The sequence below is a fragment of the Leucobacter fengyongliangi genome (assembly GCF_052386045.1).
In genome coordinates, this window is sequence record NZ_CM126356.1 from 214211 (window position 1) to 236060 (window position 21850).

Sequence of the window (21850 nt, forward strand, 5' to 3'; positions counted from 1 at the left end):
CGGCACACCCGGTCGGGCCTTGGCTGACTCAGACCAACGAGGTGATTATGCAGGCGCCTCGTGCGAGACGATGCCGGCCTGGCCAGCGGCTCGCATGAAGCGCACCACGTTCGGGTCGACGATCACGTCGCGCGGCTCGAGCGGTCGACGCAGGTACAGCCCCTCGATGGATCGCACTCGGCTCAGGGCGACGTACGTCTGCCCGGCCGTGAAGGCCCGCGGGCCGAGATCCACGACCGCCGCGTCGTAGGTGTGGCCCTGCGACTTGTGCACGGTCACCGCCCACGCGAGGCGTAGCGGAAACTGCTCGAACTCGGCCACGACCTCCTTCTCGAGCTTCTTCGTCTCGGCATCGTAGCGGTAGCGGTAGCGCTCCCAGGTGGTGGGCTCGACCTCGAACTCCTCGTCGCCGACCTCCACCCAGACGGTGCCGGTGACGCGCGAGACCGTGCCAATGGTGCCGTTCACCCAGCGCCCGTCGGAGTCGTTGCGCAAGAACATTACCTGCGCGCCCGGCTTCAGTTCGAGCACCTCGTCGGCCGGGTACGTGTTCTCACGAAACTCGCCATTGATCTCGGCGACCGCCTTCAGCGGCGTGCCGGTGATCTTCGCTAGGCGCTCGGCGTTGATGCGGGAAACCGTGGCGTTGGTGGTCGCGAGTGTGATGACGCCCTCGGGAGCGGGCCGGGCGCCCGCGGCGTTCAGTTCCTCGGCCATGTCGGCGGTCACCTCGCCGTGCCGCACAGCCCCGAGAATCTGCTTGAACCGGTCGTCGCGCTGCCGGTGCACCTCGACGAGTTCGATGATCGCGAGTGGCGCATCAGCCCACGCCTTCGCGTCGAAGAACCAGAGCGACCGGTAGGTGTCGTTGAAGTACGCGCGCTCGTGCGGATCGCGCGGGGGCACTGGAGGCAGCTGATACGGGTCGCCGAACATGATGATCTGCACGCCCCCAAACGGGTCGTGGCGCTTGCCGCGAGCCTGCCGCAGCGAGCGGTCGATCGCGTCCATCAAGTCGGCCGACACCATTGAGATCTCGTCAATGACGAGGGTGTCGATCGCGGCGAGCATCTTCTTCAGTTCTGCCGGCTGGTCGAGGTCGTGATCCGCAATCACCCCGGTGGGGAGCCGCAGCAACGAGTGGATCGTCTGGCCACCCACGTTCAGCGCGGCCACACCGGTCGGCGCACACACCGCGATGATCTTGCTCGTGTGCCAGGCAAGATGGTTCAGAATCGTCGACTTGCCGGTACCCGCACGCCCCGTGACGAAGACGTGCTCGCGGGTGTGCTCGATCCGCTCGAAAACGGCCGACTGTTCGGAGCTGAGTTCGGGGCGGGGCACCTGCCCAGATTACTCGGTTGTGGCGGCTGAGCGATGCGCGGTGACTGGGAGCAGCAGGAGCAGCCCGAGGAGCAGCACCATGGCGATTCCGAGGATTCCAAAGATCGCCGCGCCGCCCAACGCAACCGAGACGGTGAATGCTGCCGGTGCGAGGAAGGACACCGCGCGCCCGGTGGTTGCGTAGAGCCCGAAGATCTCGCCCTCACGGCCCGCCGGGATGAGCTTCGCCAGGTATGACCGGCTTGCCGACTGTACCGGGCCGACGAAGATGCACAGCGCGAGACCGAAGGCCCAGAACACCCACGTACCGAGCGGGTTCAAGAGGAACACGAGCAGGGCGCAGACCACCATGAGAATGATCGACGCCACCATGACGTTCTTCGCGCCGAGGCGATCCTCGAGCAGACCCATCAGAATCGTTGCGAGGCCAGCGACGACGTTGGCCGCGATCGCGAAGATGATGACGGTCGAGCTATCGAACCCGAAGCTCAGCGCCGCAATCACGCCGCCGAAGGTGAAGACCCCGGCGAGACCGTCGCGAAACACCGCGCTCGCGATGAGGAAGTAGAGGGTTTGTCGCGCGTCCTTCCAGAGCCCGGCAATGCTGCGGAAGAGCTCGCGATAGGCGCCGAAGACTGTCACCTTGTGGCGTTGTGACGCGGGCAGCGCCGGGATCTCGGGCACGGCGAGAAACACCGGGATTGCGAAGAGCGCGAACCAGGCCGCGGCGATGATCATTGCGACGCGTACGTTCCAGCCGTCCTCCGAGGTGACTCCGAACCAGCCCACGTCTGGGAAGATGAACCCGACGAGGATGATCGCGAGCAGCACGATCCCACCCAGGTACCCCATGCCCCACCCAAACCCCGAGACCTTGCCGACGTTCGCGTTCGTCGAGATCTGTCGCAACATCGAGTTGTAGCTGACGCTCGCAAACTCAAAGGCGACGTTACCCATGGCGAGGAGCACGAGCCCGAGCAGCAGGTACTGTTCGGCCGGTGCAACCAACACGAGCAGCGCGGTTGCGGCCACGACGACGGCGGTATTGATGCCAAGCCAGGTCTTACGCCGCCCAGCCGCGTCGGTGAGCTTGCCGATCACGGGTGCCAGCAGCGCCACCACGATGCCAGCAATCAGCAGTGCGGTGCCGAGGCGGGTCGAGGTCACTGCTTCGGGTCCGAACGATTCGCTCGTCAGGTAGACCGCAAACACAAAGGTCGTCACCACCGCATTGAACGAGGCGGATCCCCAGTCCCAGAGCGACCAGGCGAACACGGTGCGCTTCTTGACCGTCACGATTTCGGGGGTGGATCCGGCCGCATTCGCCGGGTAAATGCGGCTCTGGCTCGTGGCATCGCTCATGGGGGTCACACTAGCCGATGCGAGGAACGCACAGGTAGCGCAGCGGGCCGCGTCGTCGACCCATCTAGAGCAATCGCGAGCGGATCAGGAACCGTTTGCCCTCTGGGGCCTCAAGGGAGAACCCGGCCCCGCGTCCGGGCACCGCATCGATGGTCAGATGGGTGTGTGCCCAGGCGGCGAATTGCTCACGAGACATCCAGAAGCCAATTTCACGTGTCGCGGCTGCTCCTCCGAGCGCGGGGAGCACCAGAGTGCCGAGCAGGATGTCTTGACCTCCCGTTTTGAACTCACCCTCCGGGTAACACATTGGCGCGCTCCCGTCGCAGCAGCCACCCGACTGGTGGAACATCAGTGGCCCGTGGATCACCCACAGCCGCTCGATCAGTTCCAGGGCAGCGGGGGTGAATGCAAGGCGGCTCTCCGTCTCGCCCGCGACCTCCGGTCGGGCGTCGACGCAGCCAGCAATTGGCTCCGTCGACGCCCCCGCGGGGAGGTCGCACGCATCGTCTGCGTCAACCTTCGTGTTCATCGGTTTAGAAGAATCCGTCTGCGGTTTCGCGGTAGCTGACGAGCAGGTTCTTCGTCTGCTGGTAGTGATCGAGCATCATCAGGTGGTTTTCCCGCCCGATGCCGCTCGACTTGTACCCACCGAATGCTGCGTGAGCGGGGTATGCGTGGTAATTGTTTACCCACACACGCCCGGCCTGGATTGCGCGACCGGCCCGATACGCGGTGTTGCCGTTGCGGCTCCATACTCCCGCGCCGAGACCATACAAGGTGTCGTTCGCGATGCGGATCGCATCGTCGAAATCGGTAAAGGTGGTCGCCGAAACTACTGGACCGAAAATCTCCTCCTGGAAGATGCGCATCGAATTATCCCCGCGGAAGATCGTCGGCTGGATGTAGAACCCACCCGAGAACTCCCCTCCGAGATCCTCGACATCCCCGCCTATGAGTACCTGCGCTCCCTCCTGCCTTCCGATATCAAGGTAGGACTTGATCTTCTCAAACTGATCGTTCGATGCTTGAGCCCCGACCATGGTGTCGGTGTCGAGAGGGTTGCCACGAGTGATCCGACGCGTGCGCTCCACGACCGCGTCGAGGAAATCGCCGGCGATCGACTCCTGGATCAGCGCCCGCGACGGGCAGGTGCAGACCTCGCCCTGGTTGAGTGCGAACATGGTGAAGCCCTCTTGGGCCTTGTCGAAGTACGCGTCATCCTTCGCCATGACATCGTCAAAGAAGATATTGGGGCTCTTGCCCCCGAGTTCGAGTGTGACGGGAATGATGTTTTCCGAGGCGTACTGCATGATGAGGCGGCCGGTGGTGGTTTCGCCCGTAAACGCGATCTTGCGGATCCTCTTGTTCGACGCGAGCGGCTTCCCCGCCTCAACGCCGAACCCGTTGACGATGTTCACCACGCCCGCCGGGAGCAGGTCGCCAATGAGCTCGAACATCACGAGGATCGACGCGGGGGTCTGCTCGGCGGGCTTCAGCACGATGGCATTCCCGGCCGCGAGTGCGGGGGCGAGTTTCCATGTCGCCATGAGGATCGGGAAGTTCCAGGGGATGATCTGACCGACCACTCCGAGCGGCTCGTGGAAGTGATAGGCGACAAGATCCTCGTTGAGCTGTGAGACGCCACCCTCCTGGGCGCGGATGGCCCCGGCAAAGTAGCGAAAGTGATCGATCGCGAGCGGAATGTCTGCATTGAGGGTTTCGCGAACCGCCTTGCCGTTGTCCCAGGTTTCGGCGACGGCGAGCAACTCGAGATTCTGCTCCATGCGATCCGCGATGCGGTTCAGGATCACCGCGCGTTCGGCGGGGCTGGTCTTGCCCCAACCCGGAGCGGCAGCATGGGCCGCGTCGAGCGCGAGTTCGATGTCTTCGGCGGTGCTCCGAGCCACCTCGCAGAAGGCTTTCCCGGTGACCGGGGTGACGTTCTCGAAGTACATTCCCTTCACGGGGGCGATCCACTCACCGCCGATGTAGTTCTCGTAGCGGCTCTTGAACGTGACCAGCGAATCTGGCTGGCCGGGTGCGGCATAGACGGTCATGTGTGTTCCCTCGACTTCGTTGTCTGGATTGTGCAGGTGAGGCAACCGATGCGAGTCGTTCGCGCTCGGTGGAATGCAGGCTACGCTGCGCACCGTTGCACCAACGTTGCACGCACGTGTTTACAGCGACAACGACTCCAGTTTCGCGACCACGCGTGCCCGCTTGGGGCTGAGTGGTGGGAGCACGTGAAGCAGGGTCTCCCATACCTCGCGATCGTCGGTCGCCCAGGTCTGTGCGTACTCGGCGAGCGGATCCGCGGCGGCCGTCTGCAACATCGCCTCGCGCAGCGTTGCGCTCACTTCCGCACGCAGGGACTCGGCAACGGGTGCCGACGAGCTGGGCAGCACCGGTCCGGCGTAGGCCGCGAGAGCCAGTCGATGTGCCCCGCGGCCCAGGGCGGCGAGCATCTCGGTTGCATCGACACGGATGGGTGCGCTCAGCTTGTACGGCCGGGAATACAGGGTGATGCCCGTGTGCAGAGGCTCAAGCCACTTGCGTAACCGCACGATCTCTGCGCGGAGTGTGGGCTCGGATTCCGCCGACCCGTACACCTGCTCTGCGAGGGTGCGGGCAGACAGACCCTGCGGTTCGGCAGAGAGTGCGAGCAGGATCTCCGCGTGTCGACCCGTAAGCGGAAGGGAACTCGAGCCGCTTTCGAGCAGCGCCGGATCGTGACCCAATACGAGGAGCCGGGGGACGCCAGATGCTGCCCGCGAGCGCTGTCGAGGCCGCGCCTGCGAGCGATCCCGTTCGATCAGGGCACGAAGCGCGTCGAGCTTGAGTTCTGCCTCGACGGCTGCGCGGGTGGCCTCCACCAGCGGAAGCACGTGGGGTGACGCAGCTCCGTCGCCTCCGGTGACGTCGATGACCCCGAGGATCGCGCCGGTCGTGGGATCGTGCACCGGGGTTGCCGTGCAACTCCAGGCGTGCACCGCCCGGTTGTAGTGTTCGGCGCCGAGGACCTGGATTGCGTGATCGAGCGCGAGCGCACTCCCGGGGGCGCTGGTGCCCACCGCGCGTTCAGACCAGTCCATGCCGGCGAGGAAGCCCATGCCGGCGGCGCGCGTGCGCATCCGTGCGTCGCCGTCGATCCACAAGAGGCGTCCGGCTGCGTCGCCGACGGCGACGATGAATCCCGATTCGGTGGCTTCGTCAAGAAGCAGGCGCTGCACGACTGGCAATACCCGGCCGATGGGCTGTCCTGCCAGGATCTCTCGAAGCTCAGCTTCACCAAGTGCGAGCTGGCTGGGGGTGCGGTCGGGGTCTATGGTGCCGTGCTGCGCTCGCAGCCATGATTCGAGCACCACCGGGCCGGAGCGTGGCCCGGGCGGCAGCGTGGATGTGCCGCTCCGGGTCTTCGCTGAGGCGCGAGTCGGTCATGAAGTGCTCGTGCGCCTGTTCCAGTTGCCGTCTTCGCTCACGAGCGGACTCTCCCCGCCTGAGGGCTTGCCATACGTTCGTCACCTCAACCCCTCCTTCGCGGCCCGGTGTTCCGAGGGTAACCGATAGAACCGTGCGGGTGCTCGCCATGATCCACAATCTGAGAGTTGAGTGAGATCGACTCAAGTTTTGCGTTTCTGACTTGACGTGATCCGCTGCCAGGCTAAACTTGAGTACATCAGGCTCAACTTGACTCTACGGGGTCGTCGCGGGCCGGTTGAGACCCTGGGCCAAGCGCCCACACCGAGCACCCACACAAGGAGAACGCACTATGTCACGAGCAGTAGGTATCGACCTCGGCACCACCAACTCGGTGGTATCTGTCCTCGAGGGTGGCGAGCCCACCGTCATCTCAAACGCCGAGGGCTTCCGCACCACCCCTTCGATCGTCGCCTTCACGAAGGATGGCGAGGTGCTCGTCGGCGAGACCGCCAAGCGCCAGGCTGTGACGAACGTGGATCGCACCATCGCCTCGGTCAAGCGTCACATGGGCACCGACTGGACCCAGGAGATCGACGGCAAGAAGTACACCGCGCAGGAGATCAGCGCGCGCACGCTCATGAAGCTGAAGCGCGACGCAGAGACCTACCTCGGCGACAAGGTCACCGACGCGGTCATCACCGTGCCCGCGTACTTCAACGATGCCGAGCGTCAGGCGACCAAGGAGGCCGGCGAGATCGCGGGCCTCAACGTGCTGCGCATTGTCAACGAGCCGACCGCCGCGGCGCTCGCGTACGGCCTCGACAAGGGCAAGGAAGACGAGCTCATCCTCGTATTTGACCTTGGCGGCGGCACCTTCGACGTCTCCCTCCTTGAGGTGGGCAAAGACGACGACTTCGCGACCATCCAGGTGCGCTCGACCGCGGGCGACAACCGCCTCGGCGGCGACGACTGGGATCAGCGCATTGTCGACTGGCTCATTCAACAGTTCAAGGCGACCTCGGGCGTCGACGTGTCGGGCGACAAGATCGCCCTGCAGCGTCTGAAGGAAGCTGCCGAGCAGGCGAAGAAGGAACTGTCGAGCTCGATGAGCGCACAGATCCAGTTGCCCTACCTCTCGCTTACTGAGAACGGTCCCGCCAACCTCGACGAGACCCTGTCGCGTGCGAAGTTCGAAGAACTGACTAAGGACCTGCTGGAGCGCACGCGCAAGCCGTTCCTCGACGTTATTGCTGAGGCCGGTGTCAGTGTCGCAGACATCGCCCACGTCGTGCTCGTGGGTGGATCCACCCGTATGCCTGCCGTGAGCACCCTCGTGAAGCAGCTCACCGGTGGCCGCGAGCCCAACAAGGGTGTTAACCCCGACGAGGTCGTGGCCGTGGGCGCAGCCCTGCAGGCCGGCGTGCTGAAGGGTGAGCGTAAGGACGTGCTGCTCATCGATGTCACCCCCCTGTCGCTCGGTATCGAGACCAAGGGTGGCCGCATGACCAAGCTCATCGAGCGCAACACTGCGATCCCGACTAAGCGCAGCGAAACCTTCACGACTGCCGACGACAACCAGCCGTCCGTGTCCATCCAGGTGTTCCAGGGCGAGCGTGAGTTCACCCGCGATAACAAGCCGCTGGGCACATTCGAACTCACCGGAATCGCTCCCGCTCCGCGCGGTGTGCCCCAGGTTGAGGTGACCTTTGACATCGATGCCAACGGCATCGTGCAGGTCTCTGCGAAAGACAAGGGCACCGGCAAAGAGCAGACCATCACGATTTCTGGTGGATCGAGCCTCTCGAAGGAAGACATCGAGCGCATGGTGCGCGAGGCCGAAGAGCACGCCGCTGAAGACAAGAAGCGCGCCGAGGCCCTCGAACAGCGCAACTCTGCTGAGCAGCTCGCCTACTCGGTTGAGAAGCTGATCCAGGAGAACGAGGACAAGCTGCCCGAGGACGTCAAGACTGAGGTGCAGGGCGACCTGGATTCGCTGAAGGAAGCTCTTGCGGGTGACGACGACGCAGCGATCAAGGACGCTGCTGACCGTCTCAACGAGAGCCAGTCAAAGCTCGGCCAGGCGATCTACGAGGCCGCAAAGGATGAGGCTCCCGAGTCGGGACCTGCTGCGGAGGAGTCAAATGACGAAGACGTGGTCGATGCCGAGGTCGTAGAAGACGACGAGGAGAAGAAGTAACAATGACTGCAGAGGAACAGCGACAGCCGAGCGAGAACGCAGCTGGCGACGAGGTTCCCACAGGGCCGGAGTATTCCTCCGGCCCTGTGCCGCACTCAGACGAACTGACGGTCGAGGATATCCTTGCCGCCGAGCAGTCTGCGGATGCGGAGGGCGATCCGGAAGCTTCCGGTGTCAGCGGTGCGGCGGAGGCCGCGCCCGAAGACAACCCGTACCTTGAGGATCTGCGTCGCGTCAACGCGGAGTACGCGAACTATCGCAAGCGCACCGAGGCGAACGCTGAGATCGACCGTCAGCGCACGGTCGGCTCGGTGGTGAGCTCGCTGCTGGGAGTGCTCGATGACCTCGACCGTGCCGAGCAGCACGGCGATCTGGAAGAGGGCAGCGCCTTCGCGACGATCGCCACGAAGCTTCGCTTGTCCATGGAGAAGTTCGGGGTGGTCAGCTTTGGTGACAAGGGGGACCCCTTCGATCCACAGATCCACGAGGCAATCGCGCAGGTTCCGGTGCCCGGTACCGAGACCCCGACGGTGCTCGACGTGATCGAACGCGGGTACCGCATCGGCGCCGTCGAACTGCGCCCCGCCAAGGTTGCGGTGGCGGTGGGCGAAGATGGCTAGCCAAGACTGGTTTGATAAGGATTTCTACCAGATCCTCGGCGTCACGCGTGGGGCGACTGATGCCGAGCTGAAGAAGGTCTACCGCAAGCTCGCGCGGCAGTACCACCCCGACTCGAATGCTGGCGATGCTGCGGCTGAGGAGAAGTTCAAGGAGATCAGTGAGGCCTACTCGGTACTCTCCGACAAAGAGCAGCGCGCCGAATACGATCAGATGCGCGCGATGGGTCACGGCGGTGCCCGCTTCACCTCTGGTGGCCCCGGTGGTGGCCAGGGTTTCGAGGATGTGTTCGGCGGGATGTTCGGCGGCGGTGCTGGTGCTGGCGGCGGGCGCGGCCCGCAGTTCAGTTACCAACAGGGTGGTGCGCAGGGCTTTGAAGATATCTTCGGCATGTTCGGCGGGGGAGGTGCTCCGCGCGGGCCCCGACCCGGTCGCAACATTCAGGCGACCACCACACTCGACTTCGAGACGGCGGTGCGTGGCAACACCGTGACCCTGCAGTCGGCGAGCGGTCAGGTCAAGGTCAAGATCCCTGCGGGGGTCGCAGACGGCCAAAAGATCAAGGTGCGGGGCAAGGGAGAACCGAGCCCCGACGGTGGGCCCGCGGGTGACATTATCCTCACGGTGCACGTGCGCAAGCACCCGGTGTTCGAGCGCGATGGGCAGAACCTGCGCCTCATCGTGCCCGTGACCTTCTCCGAGGCCGCGCTCGGCGCCACTATCGAGGTACCGACGCTCGGTGGCGACCCGGTGAAACTGCGCATTCAGCCGGGCACACCCAGCGGGCGCGTGCTGCGGGTGAAGGGTCGCGGGGTGCACTCCGCGAAGGGCACGGGCGATTTGCTCGCCGAGGTGCAGGTGGCGGTGCCGTCGCACCTGAGCGATGAGGCGCGGGCCGCGCTAGAGGCGTTCCGCGAGCTTGAGCCGCAAGAGAACCCGCGCGAGGACCTGTTGGCGCGGGCTCGGGGCTAGCCAAGCCTTGATCGTTCGTCATCTTCAACCGGCAGTTTCACCTTAGACCGGAAGCATGGTACGAAAACTGCCAGTTGAAGGTCAAACTGCCGGTTGGAGGTATGCTCCAGAGTCGGTCCGAGGTCGATCCAAAGTCGGCTGGTTTCGGGTCCACAATCGAAATCACAGCCACACACGCAGCGAGATTACGAAGGAAGCGCAAGGAGGAGGTGCGATGACCCACCAGATGGATCGCTACACCCCGGTGTTTGCGATCACGCAGGCGGCGGAGCTGAGCGACATGCACCCGCAAACCCTGCGCCAGTACGACCGCATCGGTCTGGTCTCCCCACAGCGCACCAGCGGGAATACCCGCCGGTACTCACTGCACGATGTCGAGCAACTGCGCGAGGTCGCGCGACTGTCTGCCGAGGGGCTCAGCCTCGAGGGCATCAGGCGCGTGCTGCAGCTCGAGAATCGCGTGGCTGAGCTGCAGGCTCGCGTGCGTGAACTCGAGCGTGCTCTCAGCGACGAGCTGCTCAGCCGACCCGAGCGACGCGTGTTCGCCGCGGGCGCTGCAGGCGAGGTCATCTCGATGCGGCGTGGCACCCGGACGAGGCGCAGTGCCGATCTCGTGGTCTGGCGGCCCGAAGCTTAACGTCTCAAGACAGAGCTTCGAAGGAGGAACCGCCCCCGCCAGTGCTCAGATTCGTTCGATGTGTGCTCGGATGGCTCCGGACGCGTCAGTCCATCCCTTTGACTCGGCGAACGTAGTCATAGCCTCGAGATTCTCTAGCCATGCGGCACTCGTTCCGAGATTACCGGCAAGTTCAATGAGAGCATTCTTGTCGACAAACAGATGACCCTCGCCTTCCAGGCGACCGATGCTTTGAATGTGGTCGTTCAGCGCCTCGATCGGCTCTGAGCTAGCGAGAATCACGGAGAATTCACGAAAGTTCTCAGGATCGAGCAACTGGATAGGTGTGCTTTCGGCTGCGCTATTAACGACGATCTTCATGAAGGCCTATCCCTTTTCATCTCTGGGTCGTGACTGTTCGTGTCGCCGGAACCTTGTCGGGGCAGGGAGCGTTGAGAGTCGGCACCCCGCTGGCCACCCTCCAAGAGGGTTCGCAAAGCCGACCACAACACTGCCTTAGCTGCCAAAATTAACGGGCTAGAGTGCGGAGTGCTCATCAAGCTTGTGCCACGTCCGGTTGTGATACACGAGCGGAGTCAAATCGGGCACCGCTGAGTCTGGATCCCGCGGCTTCCCTTCAAGTACTTCAACCACAACGATCGTAGAACCGGCGGCATCAATCAGCTGACTGACGCGACCTCGTAACCATGAACCGGCATTTGGATAGTAAGGCTCGCCGGTCGGAAGTCGGTCCCACTCGACTCCCTCACCAAATCGGTCCACCCCGCTAGTTGCACCGAGCTTGGCGAGTTCCACGTGGTCTGAGTCCACAAGATGGACCACCACGGTCTTAGCCTTACGGATAGTTGGGGTGGAAGAGGAAATCCCAGACGCGGAAAACACCAGGGTGGGTGGCTCTAGCCCGAGCGAGAACAGCGAACTGACTGTCATCGCCACCGGGCCATCGCCCGCATCGGCGGTAACAACGCCTACCCCAGATGGGTGTCCGCGGAAAGCGAACCTAAAATCGTCGCTCGAAATCGTTTCCTGTGACATTGTCGGCTCCTCTTTTCCGTATCCCGGTGCTAACTGTGCGGCATTAAGTGCGACGCACGGAACACCCATCATAACCTACCAATCGGTTGATTGAGAAAGGTTTGATTCACTTTTCTGACTCTTGCAAATGGGTAGACTACTATTTTTGTCTACAGGTGTAGTGGAATCTTTGAACTTGAACCATATGTGTGTTAAATTTTCCCGACATGCCAAACATTCGTTTGTTATGTTCATCCGAACCTAGATCAGTCAAAGGAGACAGTTATGAAGGCTGCGATGTTTCAGACACCTTTTATGGCACCGACGCGTTCACCGAAGGAGGTGTTTGAGTGGGCCGTAAGCCAAGCGATTGTGTGTGACCAACTTGGTTTCGGAACCTATCTCATTGGCGAACACGCCCTTCAATCATGGGAGTCGATCCCTAGTCCCGACCTTGTCATTGCCGCTGCGGCACGAGAGACGGAACAGATCACACTCGGACCAATGGCTCATATTCTGCCCTATCACAATCCCACTGCATTAGCGCTTCAGATGTCGTGGTTGTCGCACATTCTGGAAGGCCGGTATCTTGCAGGCGTAGCTATGGGTTCCTTCCCGAAGGATGCATACATGCATGGGATTCGGGATATGTCTCGTAACCGAGAGATGACCATTGAATCCCTCGAAATCATGGAGAAGATTTGGGCGGGTGAGGAGTTCTGGCACGAGGGCGAGTTCTGGAGCGCTGGACTCCCAGAGAACGATCCGCATCACCCAAATCGAGACGTACGACCCTTCAACGGGAACATGATTGTCGGCATGACGGGAAATAGCCCGAGTTCACCTTCGATTACTTTTGCTGGGGCAAACGGGTTCCATGCGCTTTCGACCTATTCAGGCGACGAATTCATTCGTTCTCACTGGGAGGTCTATTCTCAGGCGGCCGCGGCGAACGGGCACGCAGTGGACAAGTCAATGCATTACATCGTGCGTGATGTCTTTGTTGCAGACACTGATGCGGAAGCAAAGCGTCTTGCCAAAGAAGGTGGCACTGGCAAGGCTTGGATGGAATACCTCTTGCCGGTTTACAAAATGTTCGGCCTCAACCGTGGCCTGGTTACCAAGGACAATCCGATCGATCCCGAGGACATGGATCTGGACTACCTGGCTGAACATGTATGGATTTGTGGTTCACCCGAAACGGTCACCGAGAAGCTGTCAGAGTTCAGCCACAATGTTGGCGGCTTTGGGCACATCATGCCGTTCTCCTTCGACTATTCGGATGACCCTTCCGCGTGGAACTATTCGCTGCAGCTACTTGCGCAGGAAGTCCTGCCGAAGGTACAGCAGCCAGAATTCGCCACTCAAAACTGAGTGCGCTCGAAAGTCAGAGATAGGAATAGAAAAATGGCAGAAGCACTCGCGCCACTTGAAGTGGCCAACAAGTATCTCGATGCATACAATGCGTTTGACCTTGACACGCTGATCGGGCTGATGGACGAGAACATCTATCTCATCCACCACAACCGGGGTTTCGTTACGGAAGGTAAAGAGGCGACCGCTGCGCTTTATCGCGGAACGCCAGACCTTATCCCTGATCGTCAGCTTGCCGAGCGCGGCGCTGTAACCGTCGACGGTGACCGTGTCGTCGTGCAGCATGTTCTCACCGGTACGCCAAAGGTGGATCTCCCATTCGGGCCAGTTGGGGAGCCATTCCGAATCGATCTCGCGACCGTTTTCACTGTCAAGAACGGAAAGGTCGTGAAGTACGAGGACTACGGGTAAGGGCTAATCCAGCGGGTGCGGCGGTTGCATGGTCTCAGTTAGGACTGCCGCACCCCAGTTGGTGTCCGCTAGCAGACTCTCCGGCACCAAGACTCGGATTCTCACCACACAACTGCAACCGAGTTCTGAGTTCTCAACTGAGGACTGGTAGAAGTGTTTGAACATCAGTCGCTAGGGTGTATTTTTGAGTCTCAATCATGGGATTGCACATTGGGAAGCGCATGGCAGTGGTTCCCTTGTCAACTCAGCCTCAATGGAAGCTGTCGCCGCGTAACCCAATTTCCCAGCACGGGTTGTGAGTAATTTGCAGGAGTGAGTCTGTCTCGTCAGGTCGCATCCGACTGTCCTCACAGCGGCATCCTCGTGAACACCGTTCTTCCGTGTTAGACCGAAGACCCGCTAGATGCAGATCCCCTGGCAGATCATGAGGTTGGGTGACAGGTTGAAGAGACATCGCCAAGCCGGAAGAAAGGCGAGAAGTGTCATGCTGCCGCCTGTCCATGCGTTGGGGGCAAAAACTGTTGGCCTTGAGCGCTTCTGGAGAAGTTGAGAAATTGAGAAGTTCTATTTTGGAGAATCATGAAGCCACGCAGTACTGACCCAAGGTGGCTCCGAACACGAGAAAATCTGGCGGAGGCAGTACTGGCCTTAGCATCTCAACGACCGATTTGGGAGGTGGGTTTCACTGAAATTGCGACTGTCTCGGGGGTGGAACGGTCCACGGTGTACAAACATGCCTCGAGTCTGACGGAATTTCTTATCGACATCCTTGTGGATGAACTGGCGGCAGTCTTCGAGCGCTTTCGGGTTGAAGCATTGGAAGCTCCGTCTTACTTCTCGCGGGTGCGTGGTATGCGGCTCCTGCTCGAAACGGTTCTTCTTCGGCAGGAAATCTACCGTCAGGCCGGGCGAGATTCAAACTACTCAGTGCTGAGCCGAGTGCTGGCGAGGCATCTACATGATCGGCATCTCTTTCTCGTTGAACAGGGCTACTTTCTACTTCCAGAATCGGTTTCAAAAGACGCTATTGGATCTGAGATGGCTGCGTGGTTCATCACAGACGGTGTGGCTGGGTCCATAAAGGCATGGATCGACACTTCGGCAAACCCTGATATCGACACATTTCTTCGGTTCCATGCCGTTATACCTCCGGAATGGTGGCACTCAGAGTCCGATCGACTGGGCCGAATCAGGTAAGACTCAGCCTGACAATCTCACATCCTGAGGATCTAAGTGTTTAGCCGCGCCCTTCGGTAGCGCGTGTGGGTCGATCCGGTGTGGGTTGATCCGGTAGCACGGGTGTGGGTAATCGGTCGCGCTCCCGCGCCCACGCTGCCGTGTTAGTTCAGTCGTCGATAGTGATGTCGGCGAGGTAGCGGCGCATGTTCGGGCCGTCGAGTTGCACGAGTTCTGCGTTTGAGACGATGCTGTTCAGGATGGATTTCGCGGTCCATTGCACTATTAACCTCGCCCACCTAGACTAAGCAACCAAATGATTGGTAGTGCGCTCGACGTCGAGAAGGGATTGTGAACCCGGTGGGTAACATTGTTTTCAATGAGGAACAGGTTCAAATCTACCGCGAGAGGACCCGCAGGTCAGCAGAACTCTGGTCCAAGACGAAGGAGCTGATCCCCACCGGACATGCTGGCGGTATGGGGGCGTTCTACCCACATCCGATCGTCGTGGAGTCAGGCAAGGGATGCTGGCTCTGGGATGTGGATGGCAATCGCTACCTCGATCTACGGCTGGGTGACTGGGTGCTCATTCATGGACACTCCGATGAAGACATCCGTCAGGCCGTTTACGAGCAGATGGGCAAGGCCGTGCAGGTCGGCGCGCCGGAATGGAACCTCGGCTACCGAATGTCGGAGCTCTTGGTCGAGCGGATGCCGTCTGTTGAGAAGGTGCGATTCTTCGTGTCGGGTACCGACGCGAACATCTGCGCCCTACGCCTCGCCCGGGCGTTCACTGGTCGGAGTCTGGTGGCAAGGTCGACCGGTGGCTACCATGGAACCTCCGACGAACTGATCGCCGGAGTCTCGGTGCTCCGTGATCGGGAGGACCTCGTTCCGCGAGGTGCGCTTCGGCAGTCGAAGGATCAGATCGTCGAGATCCCCTACAACGATGCAGACGGTGCCGAAATGGTGATCCGGAAGCATGCGCGGGACCTTGCGGCGGTGCTCATCGAGCCGGTGATGACCGCTGCAGGAATGCTCGAGTCGAGTAGAGAGTATCTGCAGCGCCTCCGTGCAGTGACCAAGGAGCTCGATATCCTGCTCATCTTCGACGAGGTCGTCACATTCCCGGTAGCCTACGGTGGGGCGCAGGCGCATTACGGGGTGACTCCCGACCTCACCACACTCGGCAAGACGATTGGAGGCGGTCTGCCGGTCTCCGCGGTCGGAGGCCGCCGCGACATCATGGATCTTCTCGAACCTGCGGCACACAACGGGGTCGCGCCGGTGTGGGTCATGTCCACATTTGGGGGGAATTCCGCGTCCCTGGCCGCTGGCATCGCCTGTCTCGAGAAGTTGACTCCCGCAGCGCACGAGGAGATGAATCGCAAAGGCGAGCGCATCCGCAGCTTTATAGATGGACTTGGCCGGAAGTATGGCATCCCTCTACACGCGACCGGCATCGGCAACCTCATCGGTGTTCACTGGTCCGAGGACCGGGTCGTCGACGAGCCGACTTTGCGTCGTGACGACCGGGAGAAGATCCAGAACATCAATCTGGTGCTCGACAACGAGGGTTATTACCAGACGTTCACCGGGCTGTTCCTCCTGAGTACCGTCATCGGCGATCAGGAGATCGACGGATTCCTATATGCCTTCGAGCGTGCGCTGCACACTTTGGGGTATGTGGGTGAGCCTGCCGTGTAAATGATGCCCAGGGCAAGTCGACAGGCGCTCATGCACGTGAGGGTTGTATCAGATTTTGGAAGACACCATTGAGAGGTAGGAAAAGAAATGAATCGACTTGAGGGCAAAGTTGCCGTGATCTCGGGAGGGGCTCGCGGTCAGGGCCGTGCGCACGCGCTCCGGCTCGCGCAAGAAGGCGCGGATATCGTCGCGTTCGACGTCTGTGAGCCGTTCCGCACCCCCAGACACACAGGGGCGACGATGGAGGACCTTGCGGAGACCGCGAGACTCGTCGAAGATCTTGATCGTCGCTGCATGATCGCTCAGGTCGACGCGCGAGATCTCGGAGCGCTCACCTCTCTCGCTGAGAAGACAATGGCGGAGTTTGGCCGGATAGATGCTCTGATTGTGAATCACGGCATCTGGGCGGTTGGACCGAACTCATGGGAACTCGAAGAAGCCGACTGGCAGGAAAGTATCGATGTAATGCTCACGGGAGCGTGGAAGGTGACGAAGGCCTTCATCCCTGCGATGCTCGAAGCCGGAAACGGTGGATCGATCGTCCTGACTTCCTCTGCAATGGGAAAGCACGCACAGCCCGGTTCCATCGCCTATACCGCGGCCAAGCACGGCATTCTTGGTGTCATGCGTACGCTCGCCTGGGAGCTTGGCCCGCATTCGGTCCGCGTCAATGCGATCATGCCAGGCAGCATCAACACCTCGATGACGCAGACCGGTGGAACCGTTGAGCAATCCGCTGAATGGTACCCGAGATTCTTCGGTACGGATCGTTCACTGTTGCCGGTCGGCTGGATGGATCCGATGGTGATCGCCAACGCAGCGGCCTTCCTGGTGTCTGATGATGCCGCGTTCATTACCGGTGCTGCGCTGCCGGTCGATGCAGGGTGGAGCGCGTACTAGGCGAACGTACCCTCGCGGCCCGATTCGCAAGTCCAGTTTCGGGGTGGTGGGCTATCCAGGAACGAGAGGAGCGAACTATGACCGAATCGCCAGCGCCAGACGGACTCTGGATTATGCCAGTCGCCGGCCCGGGTTCTAGACGGAAGCGCAACACCTAAAGTGTGAGTTGTCTAGACCACCACCGAAGGGCTGCGCTTCCTTGTCCACACTTTACCGCCACCTCACCCTGAACGACCGGATCGAGATCGAGAAACTCCACGACCACGGCCACACCCACGCCGAGATCGCTCGAAGAATCGGCGTGCACCGTTCAACCATCGGCCGCGAGATCAAGAAGCGTTCCTGGCAACCTGAACACGACCACGCGAATCTTCGCCCCTACCTACGGAACAAACTCGACACCCGTCACCGGCGAGACCGGGTGTATCTCGCTGGTCAAGCACAACTCCACGCCAACACACGCCGAGCACGCTCGCACCAGCCCTACCGAATGACGCATGACCCGCTCGTTGATTGGGTGATCACACATTTGGGGCGGGGGTGGACCCCGGAAGAGATCAGCGGACGCCTCCCTATCGAGCACCCCACCGATCACCGTATGCGGGTCAGCCCAGAAACGTTGTATGCCTGGATTTACTCACCCGGCCAACAGCATCGGCAGCTGCACCAATACCTTGCTCGGGGGCAGAAGAAACGACGCCGCATCAAGGGCCGAAAGGTACACACGGAACGCATCAAATATCGGGTCTCGATACATGAACGACCCGCCGAGGTATTGACGCGGGAAGAGTTTGGGCATTGGGAATCAGACAGTGTGCTGGGCGCACACGGCACCGGCGGTATTCACACCATGGTCGAACGCACAAGCCGTTACTACCTGGGAGTGAAGCTCTCCCGAGTCGCTGCTGCCCCGACTCTGGAGGCGCAGCTTGGCGTGTATCGGGTGCTGCCTGCACACGCCGTCAAATCTGTCACAGCCGACAATGGAAGCGAGTTCGCACACCATTACATGCTTGCCGACACGATCGGGGTGCCCACCTATTTCTGTGACCCGTACAGCGCATATCAGCGGGGCAGTAACGAGCACTTCAATGGTCGGCTACGGAAGTATCTCCCCAAGGGCACAACCTTCGAGGACCTCACCCAGGAAGAACTCGACGAGTACATCGGTGAGATCAATGATCGGCCCAGGAAAGTGCTGGGTTGGGCGACCCCGGCAGAGGTATTCCAGGAGTTATGCTCGGGGTAACTCACTGGGTGTTGCACTCCGAACTAAAATCCGGGCCGGGATCGGCGAGATCACTCGAGATGATAACCTTGCCGATGTGATCTCGGGTGCCGTTCGTGAGCCGGTGCAAGCGGGGGACATCTTCGTCGTAACCTCCAAGATCGTGTCCAAAGCCGAAGGCCGCTTTCTCAATGCCGAGAATCGCGAGGCGGCAATCACTGCTGAAACGGTTCGGGTTGTGGCATCGCGAGCGGGTGCCCGAGGGAACGTCACTCGGATTGTCCAGAACCGTCAGGGCATCGTCGCTGCCGCCGCGGGAGTTGACGCGAGTAATACCCCCGAAGGAACGATCCTGCTTTTGCAGGAGGATCCTGACCGCAGCGCACGAGAACTGGCCAGCCGGCTCCGAGATCGCTTCGGAGTCGATGTCGGAGTCATCATCTCTGACACTCTCGGTCGACCTTGGCGGGAGGGCCAGACCGACTGCGCAATTGGGGCAGGTGGTGTGCGTGTCATCGACGACCACAGAGGAGCGGTCGATGCAGAGGGCCGCACCCTCGAGGTGACCGCGCCATGCGTCGGCGATGAACTCGCGGCGGCCTGCGATCTCGTGAAGCGGAAGACCAGCCGCGTGCCGGTTGCGGTGGTGAGGGGTCGGGGCGATCTGGTCGGATCAATGGATCTCCCGGGTGCTGCCTCGATCGTCCGAGACTTGGAGCGGGACCTGTTTCGCCTCGGAACGCGGGAGGCCTTCGAAGAGGGGTATGCGGCGGGTGTGGCCGCGGCGGAGAACCTTACATGAAAGAGCCGCCGAAGGTAGTCGTGCTTACTGGTGGCGTGGGTGGATCGAAGTTCGTCGTCGGCCTGCGCGACTTGTTGGTTCGAGAGCACGGGGTGGCGGCTGACACAAGCCTGACCGCGGTAGTGAACACTGGGGATGATCTGTGGCTCACGGGAGTCCGGTTGCAGCCCGATCTGGACTCGGTGATCTACGCACTCGCGGGTGTCAAGGATCTTGAGCGCGGCTGGGGCCGCGCTGGGGAGACTGAGACTGTCTCTGCGGAGTTAAGGGAATACGGGGCGAGCTGGCCCTGGTTCACTCTCGGAGACCTCGATCTTGGAACGCATCTCGCTCGTACCGGTTGGCTGCGTGAGGGGAACCGCGTATCGGAGGTCGTGCGCCGGCTCGCGGCACGATGGAACCTCGGAGTGCGCATCCTGCCCATGACCGACGATGAGGTTGACACGAGTGTGGTCGTTCGGGAAGGGCAAGGCGAACGAGAAATGCACTTTCAAGAGTGGTGGACACGGTATCGTGCGATGCCCCAGGCAGTTCGCTTCGAAAATCGGGGTATCAGCCTCGCGCGCCCCGCGCCAGGCGTGAGGGAGGCGATCCTTGGCGCCGATGCGGTCTTGTTGGCACCGTCTAACCCAGTTGTCTCCCTCGGGCCGATTCTGGCGGTACCCGGCATTCGGGAGGCGTTGAAGGAAACCCCGGCTCCGGTGGTTGGCGTCTCGCCCATCCTGGGCGGTGAACCGGTGAGAGGGATGGCTGACGTGTGTCTGCAGGCGATTGGGGTGGAAGTCTCTGCCCGGGGTGTCGCGGCGCACTATGGATCACGTAAAACCGGCGGACTTATCGACGCGTTTTTCATCGACAAGATAGACGGCACCTCGGCGCGTGAAATAGCACGACTGGGCATCGATCCTCAGGTGCAGTCGATCTGGATGCGTGACGAAGCGGAGTCCGTGGATCTCGCATCGACTGTGCTCGATTTCGCCATAGGAAATCGATCCGCACCTTGACCGTGGTGGGTCAGGAGACCTGTGTTCATTGCACCAACCGTTCGATCCTTTGCTGGGATTGTATCTGAAGATGGGGAGTTGTATGTCGGTAGGCGTTGTCACTGGAGGTGCCTCTGGTATCGGGGCCGCATGCGTCCGACGCCTTGTCAAGGCCGGACACTCGGTGGTGGTGGCTGATCGGTCGTTTGCTGCGGCGCAGCAGGTCGCGGAGCGCTGCGGGGAACGAGCTTTCGCGGTCGAGGTCGATGTTACCCAAGAGGCCAGCTGTCGGAAGATGACGGATGCGGTTGTTGATCGCTTCGGAAAACTCGACTTTGCTGTGAACAGTGCTGGAGTGGGGAATTTGGACTCCAGCCGTTTGATTGAAATCCCCTTCGAAGAGTGGCGTCGGGTGCTCTCAGTAAATCTCGATGGACTATTTCTCTCGATGGCCGCGGAGATCCGGATCATGGCCCCAGAGGCAGGCGGCTCGATCGTCAATATCGCATCGGTGATGAGTGCCGTGGCCGTCGCCGGTGCAGCCGCTTATGTCGCTAGCAAGCACGGGGTCATCGGGCTGACGAAGGCCGCCGCTCTTGACTATGCAGCCCAGGGAATCCGCGTGAACGCAGTTGGGCCGGGGTATGTTGAGACGGCAATGCTGAACGGGCGTCTGGCGCTCGCGCCTGCGGATGCACGCGAGGAGATCATCGGGAGGCATCCGATGGGGCGCATCGCGGCTCCGGAGGAGATCGCTGATGCTGTCGTCTACCTCGTGGGCGACGGCGCTTCTTTTATTACCGGGGCCTATCTTCCGGTGGACGGCGGTTACATCGTGCGCTGACGCAAGCGTTACACAGACCCAAACTCTTTCTTTGCAACCTGACATAAGGAGACGAATTGCCTGAATTGAGTATTCCTAACGGCCCTACGCTGTATTTTGAGGACACTGGGGGTTCCGGACTCCCGATCATCTTCAGTCACGGGCTGTTCATGAGCCGAGACATGTTCGGGCCGCAGCTCGAGGAGTTCGCCAGCGATCACCGCTGCATCGTCTGGGATGAGCGTGCGCACGGAAAAACGCGGTGGGAAGGGGAATTCACCTACTACGATTCCGCTGACGATCTCATTGCACTCGCTGATGCGCTGGGCATCGACAAGTTCATCCACTTTGGATTCAGCCAAGGTGGCCTTCTCGCGCTCCGCGCAGCCTTGAAGTATCCTGAGCGATTTGCTGGCCTAATCCAGTGCTCGACACAGGCCGGCGGTCTCGCTGGCGAGGAAGAGCAGGCTTTCAGGAAGATCGTTGCCGATTGGATCGATGAGGGTCCCACCGCGGAGCGTCTCGACTTCTTGGTGAGCCTCATCCTGGGCCCGGGGGCCGACGAGCAGTTCTGGAGGGAGTACTGGAGCGTGTTGACACCGAAACAGCTTGAAGACGCGACGTTTGCGCTCTACGATGCACAATCGATCGAGGATCGACTCGGTGAGATAGTTCCCCCTACCCTCGTCATTCACGGTCTCGCCGATGTTTCCACCCCGCTTGAGCGGGGGACCAGGGTGGCTGAACTTGTACCAGATTCCCGCGGGTTGCACCTCGTCGAGAACGGGCCACATGCGCTCAACCTAACCCATGCGGATGAGGTCAACCGGGTCGTGAGGCGCTTCGTTGATGAAGTGACCACCGAGACTGAGGGGCAGTGAT

Annotated in this window: 21 protein-coding genes; 14 read left to right on the plus strand and 7 right to left on the minus strand. The window is 61.1% G+C overall.

The genetic code is table 11. From position 1 onward, the window contains the following. Nucleotides 1-45: 45 nt before the first annotated feature. The 5 genes from ACTNFK_RS01035 to ACTNFK_RS01055 all read right to left on the minus strand — a co-directional run bounded on the left by ACTNFK_RS01035 (nucleotide 46) and on the right by ACTNFK_RS01055 (nucleotide 6071). Nucleotides 46-1344, minus strand: coding sequence for an ATP-dependent DNA helicase (locus tag ACTNFK_RS01035; protein WP_435936506.1), 1299 nt, complete (start codon nucleotides 1342-1344; stop codon nucleotides 46-48). Nucleotides 1345-1353: 9 nt separating this feature from the next. Then, nucleotides 1354-2706, minus strand: coding sequence for an MFS transporter (locus ACTNFK_RS01040; protein ID WP_435936507.1), 1353 nt, complete (start codon nucleotides 2704-2706; stop codon nucleotides 1354-1356). 64 nt (nucleotides 2707-2770) lie between these two features. Next, on the minus strand, nucleotides 2771-3235 hold the full coding sequence (locus ACTNFK_RS01045) for a DUF779 domain-containing protein (protein ID WP_435936508.1): 465 nt from the start codon (nucleotides 3233-3235) through the stop codon (nucleotides 2771-2773). Nucleotides 3236-3239: 4 nt separating this feature from the next. Next, nucleotides 3240-4763: an acetaldehyde dehydrogenase ExaC gene (exaC, locus tag ACTNFK_RS01050; RefSeq protein ID WP_435936509.1), complete on the minus strand. Its 1524-nt coding sequence runs from the start codon at nucleotides 4761-4763 to the stop codon at nucleotides 3240-3242. A gap of 120 nt (nucleotides 4764-4883) precedes the next feature. After that, the gene (locus tag ACTNFK_RS01055) at nucleotides 4884-6071 is read right to left on the minus strand and encodes a sigma-54-dependent transcriptional regulator family protein (protein ID WP_435936510.1); all 1188 of its coding nucleotides are present in this window, start codon (nucleotides 6069-6071) and stop codon (nucleotides 4884-4886) included. A 404-nt stretch (nucleotides 6072-6475) separates the two neighbouring features. Here ACTNFK_RS01055 and dnaK point away from each other — a divergent pair, with 404 nt between their 5' ends. The 4 genes from dnaK to ACTNFK_RS01075 all read left to right on the plus strand — a co-directional run bounded on the left by dnaK (nucleotide 6476) and on the right by ACTNFK_RS01075 (nucleotide 10550). After that, the gene (gene dnaK, locus ACTNFK_RS01060) at nucleotides 6476-8323 is read left to right on the plus strand and encodes a molecular chaperone DnaK (RefSeq protein WP_435936511.1); all 1848 of its coding nucleotides are present in this window, start codon (nucleotides 6476-6478) and stop codon (nucleotides 8321-8323) included. Nucleotides 8324-8325: 2 nt separating this feature from the next. Next, the gene (locus tag ACTNFK_RS01065) at nucleotides 8326-8943 is read left to right on the plus strand and encodes a nucleotide exchange factor GrpE (RefSeq protein ID WP_433645289.1); all 618 of its coding nucleotides are present in this window, start codon (nucleotides 8326-8328) and stop codon (nucleotides 8941-8943) included. Next, entirely contained in the window at nucleotides 8936-9913 is a 978-nt protein-coding gene (locus tag ACTNFK_RS01070; protein WP_435936512.1) for a DnaJ C-terminal domain-containing protein, read from the plus strand. The genes ACTNFK_RS01065 and ACTNFK_RS01070 overlap by 8 nt, the downstream gene beginning before the upstream one ends. 214 nt (nucleotides 9914-10127) lie before the next feature. Continuing rightward, nucleotides 10128-10550: a heat shock protein transcriptional repressor HspR gene (locus ACTNFK_RS01075; RefSeq protein ID WP_435936513.1), complete on the plus strand. Its 423-nt coding sequence runs from the start codon at nucleotides 10128-10130 to the stop codon at nucleotides 10548-10550. Nucleotides 10551-10595: 45 nt separating this feature from the next. Here the strand turns inward: ACTNFK_RS01075 and ACTNFK_RS01080 are convergent, their stop codons facing one another. Both ACTNFK_RS01080 and ACTNFK_RS01085 read right to left on the minus strand, forming a co-directional pair. Then, nucleotides 10596-10910 carry a hypothetical protein gene (locus ACTNFK_RS01080; protein ID WP_435936514.1) on the minus strand — a complete coding sequence of 105 codons (315 nt, stop codon included), beginning with the start codon at nucleotides 10908-10910 and terminating at the stop codon, nucleotides 10596-10598. A 156-nt stretch (nucleotides 10911-11066) separates the two neighbouring features. After that, on the minus strand, nucleotides 11067-11585 hold the full coding sequence (locus ACTNFK_RS01085; RefSeq protein WP_435936515.1) for a flavin reductase family protein: 519 nt from the start codon (nucleotides 11583-11585) through the stop codon (nucleotides 11067-11069). Between the two features lie 264 nt (nucleotides 11586-11849). On the opposite strand from ACTNFK_RS01085, the gene ACTNFK_RS01090 reads away from it, so the two are divergent. The 10 genes from ACTNFK_RS01090 to ACTNFK_RS01135 all read left to right on the plus strand — a co-directional run bounded on the left by ACTNFK_RS01090 (nucleotide 11850) and on the right by ACTNFK_RS01135 (nucleotide 21849). Continuing rightward, nucleotides 11850-12938, plus strand: a complete 1089-nt coding sequence (locus ACTNFK_RS01090; RefSeq protein ID WP_435936516.1) for an LLM class flavin-dependent oxidoreductase — start codon at nucleotides 11850-11852, stop codon at nucleotides 12936-12938. Nucleotides 12939-12971: 33 nt separating this feature from the next. Then, complete coding sequence (locus ACTNFK_RS01095) at nucleotides 12972-13349, plus strand: nuclear transport factor 2 family protein (protein WP_435936517.1); 378 nt, start codon at nucleotides 12972-12974, stop codon at nucleotides 13347-13349. 675 nt (nucleotides 13350-14024) lie between these two features. Beyond that, nucleotides 14025-14546, plus strand: coding sequence for a hypothetical protein (locus ACTNFK_RS01100; protein WP_435936518.1), 522 nt, complete (start codon nucleotides 14025-14027; stop codon nucleotides 14544-14546). 339 nt (nucleotides 14547-14885) lie between these two features. Beyond that, entirely contained in the window at nucleotides 14886-16232 is a 1347-nt protein-coding gene (locus ACTNFK_RS01105) for an aspartate aminotransferase family protein (protein WP_435936519.1), read from the plus strand. 87 nt (nucleotides 16233-16319) lie between these two features. Further along, nucleotides 16320-17132: a mycofactocin-coupled SDR family oxidoreductase gene (locus tag ACTNFK_RS01110; protein ID WP_435936520.1), complete on the plus strand. Its 813-nt coding sequence runs from the start codon at nucleotides 16320-16322 to the stop codon at nucleotides 17130-17132. Between the two features lie 199 nt (nucleotides 17133-17331). Then, the gene (locus tag ACTNFK_RS01115) at nucleotides 17332-18381 is read left to right on the plus strand and encodes an IS30 family transposase (RefSeq protein WP_192497180.1); all 1050 of its coding nucleotides are present in this window, start codon (nucleotides 17332-17334) and stop codon (nucleotides 18379-18381) included. A 76-nt stretch (nucleotides 18382-18457) separates the two neighbouring features. Then, nucleotides 18458-19162: a coenzyme F420-0:L-glutamate ligase gene (cofE, locus tag ACTNFK_RS01120; protein ID WP_445117180.1), complete on the plus strand. Its 705-nt coding sequence runs from the start codon at nucleotides 18458-18460 to the stop codon at nucleotides 19160-19162. After that, entirely contained in the window at nucleotides 19159-20166 is a 1008-nt protein-coding gene (gene cofD / locus ACTNFK_RS01125; protein WP_435937003.1) for a 2-phospho-L-lactate transferase, read from the plus strand. Before cofE ends, cofD begins: the two co-directional genes overlap by 4 nt. Before the next feature lie 82 nt (nucleotides 20167-20248). Beyond that, nucleotides 20249-20989: an SDR family NAD(P)-dependent oxidoreductase gene (locus tag ACTNFK_RS01130; protein ID WP_435937004.1), complete on the plus strand. Its 741-nt coding sequence runs from the start codon at nucleotides 20249-20251 to the stop codon at nucleotides 20987-20989. 56 nt (nucleotides 20990-21045) lie between these two features. Next, nucleotides 21046-21849 carry an alpha/beta fold hydrolase gene (locus tag ACTNFK_RS01135; protein ID WP_435937005.1) on the plus strand — a complete coding sequence of 268 codons (804 nt, stop codon included), beginning with the start codon at nucleotides 21046-21048 and terminating at the stop codon, nucleotides 21847-21849. Nucleotide 21850: the final 1 nt, after the last annotated feature.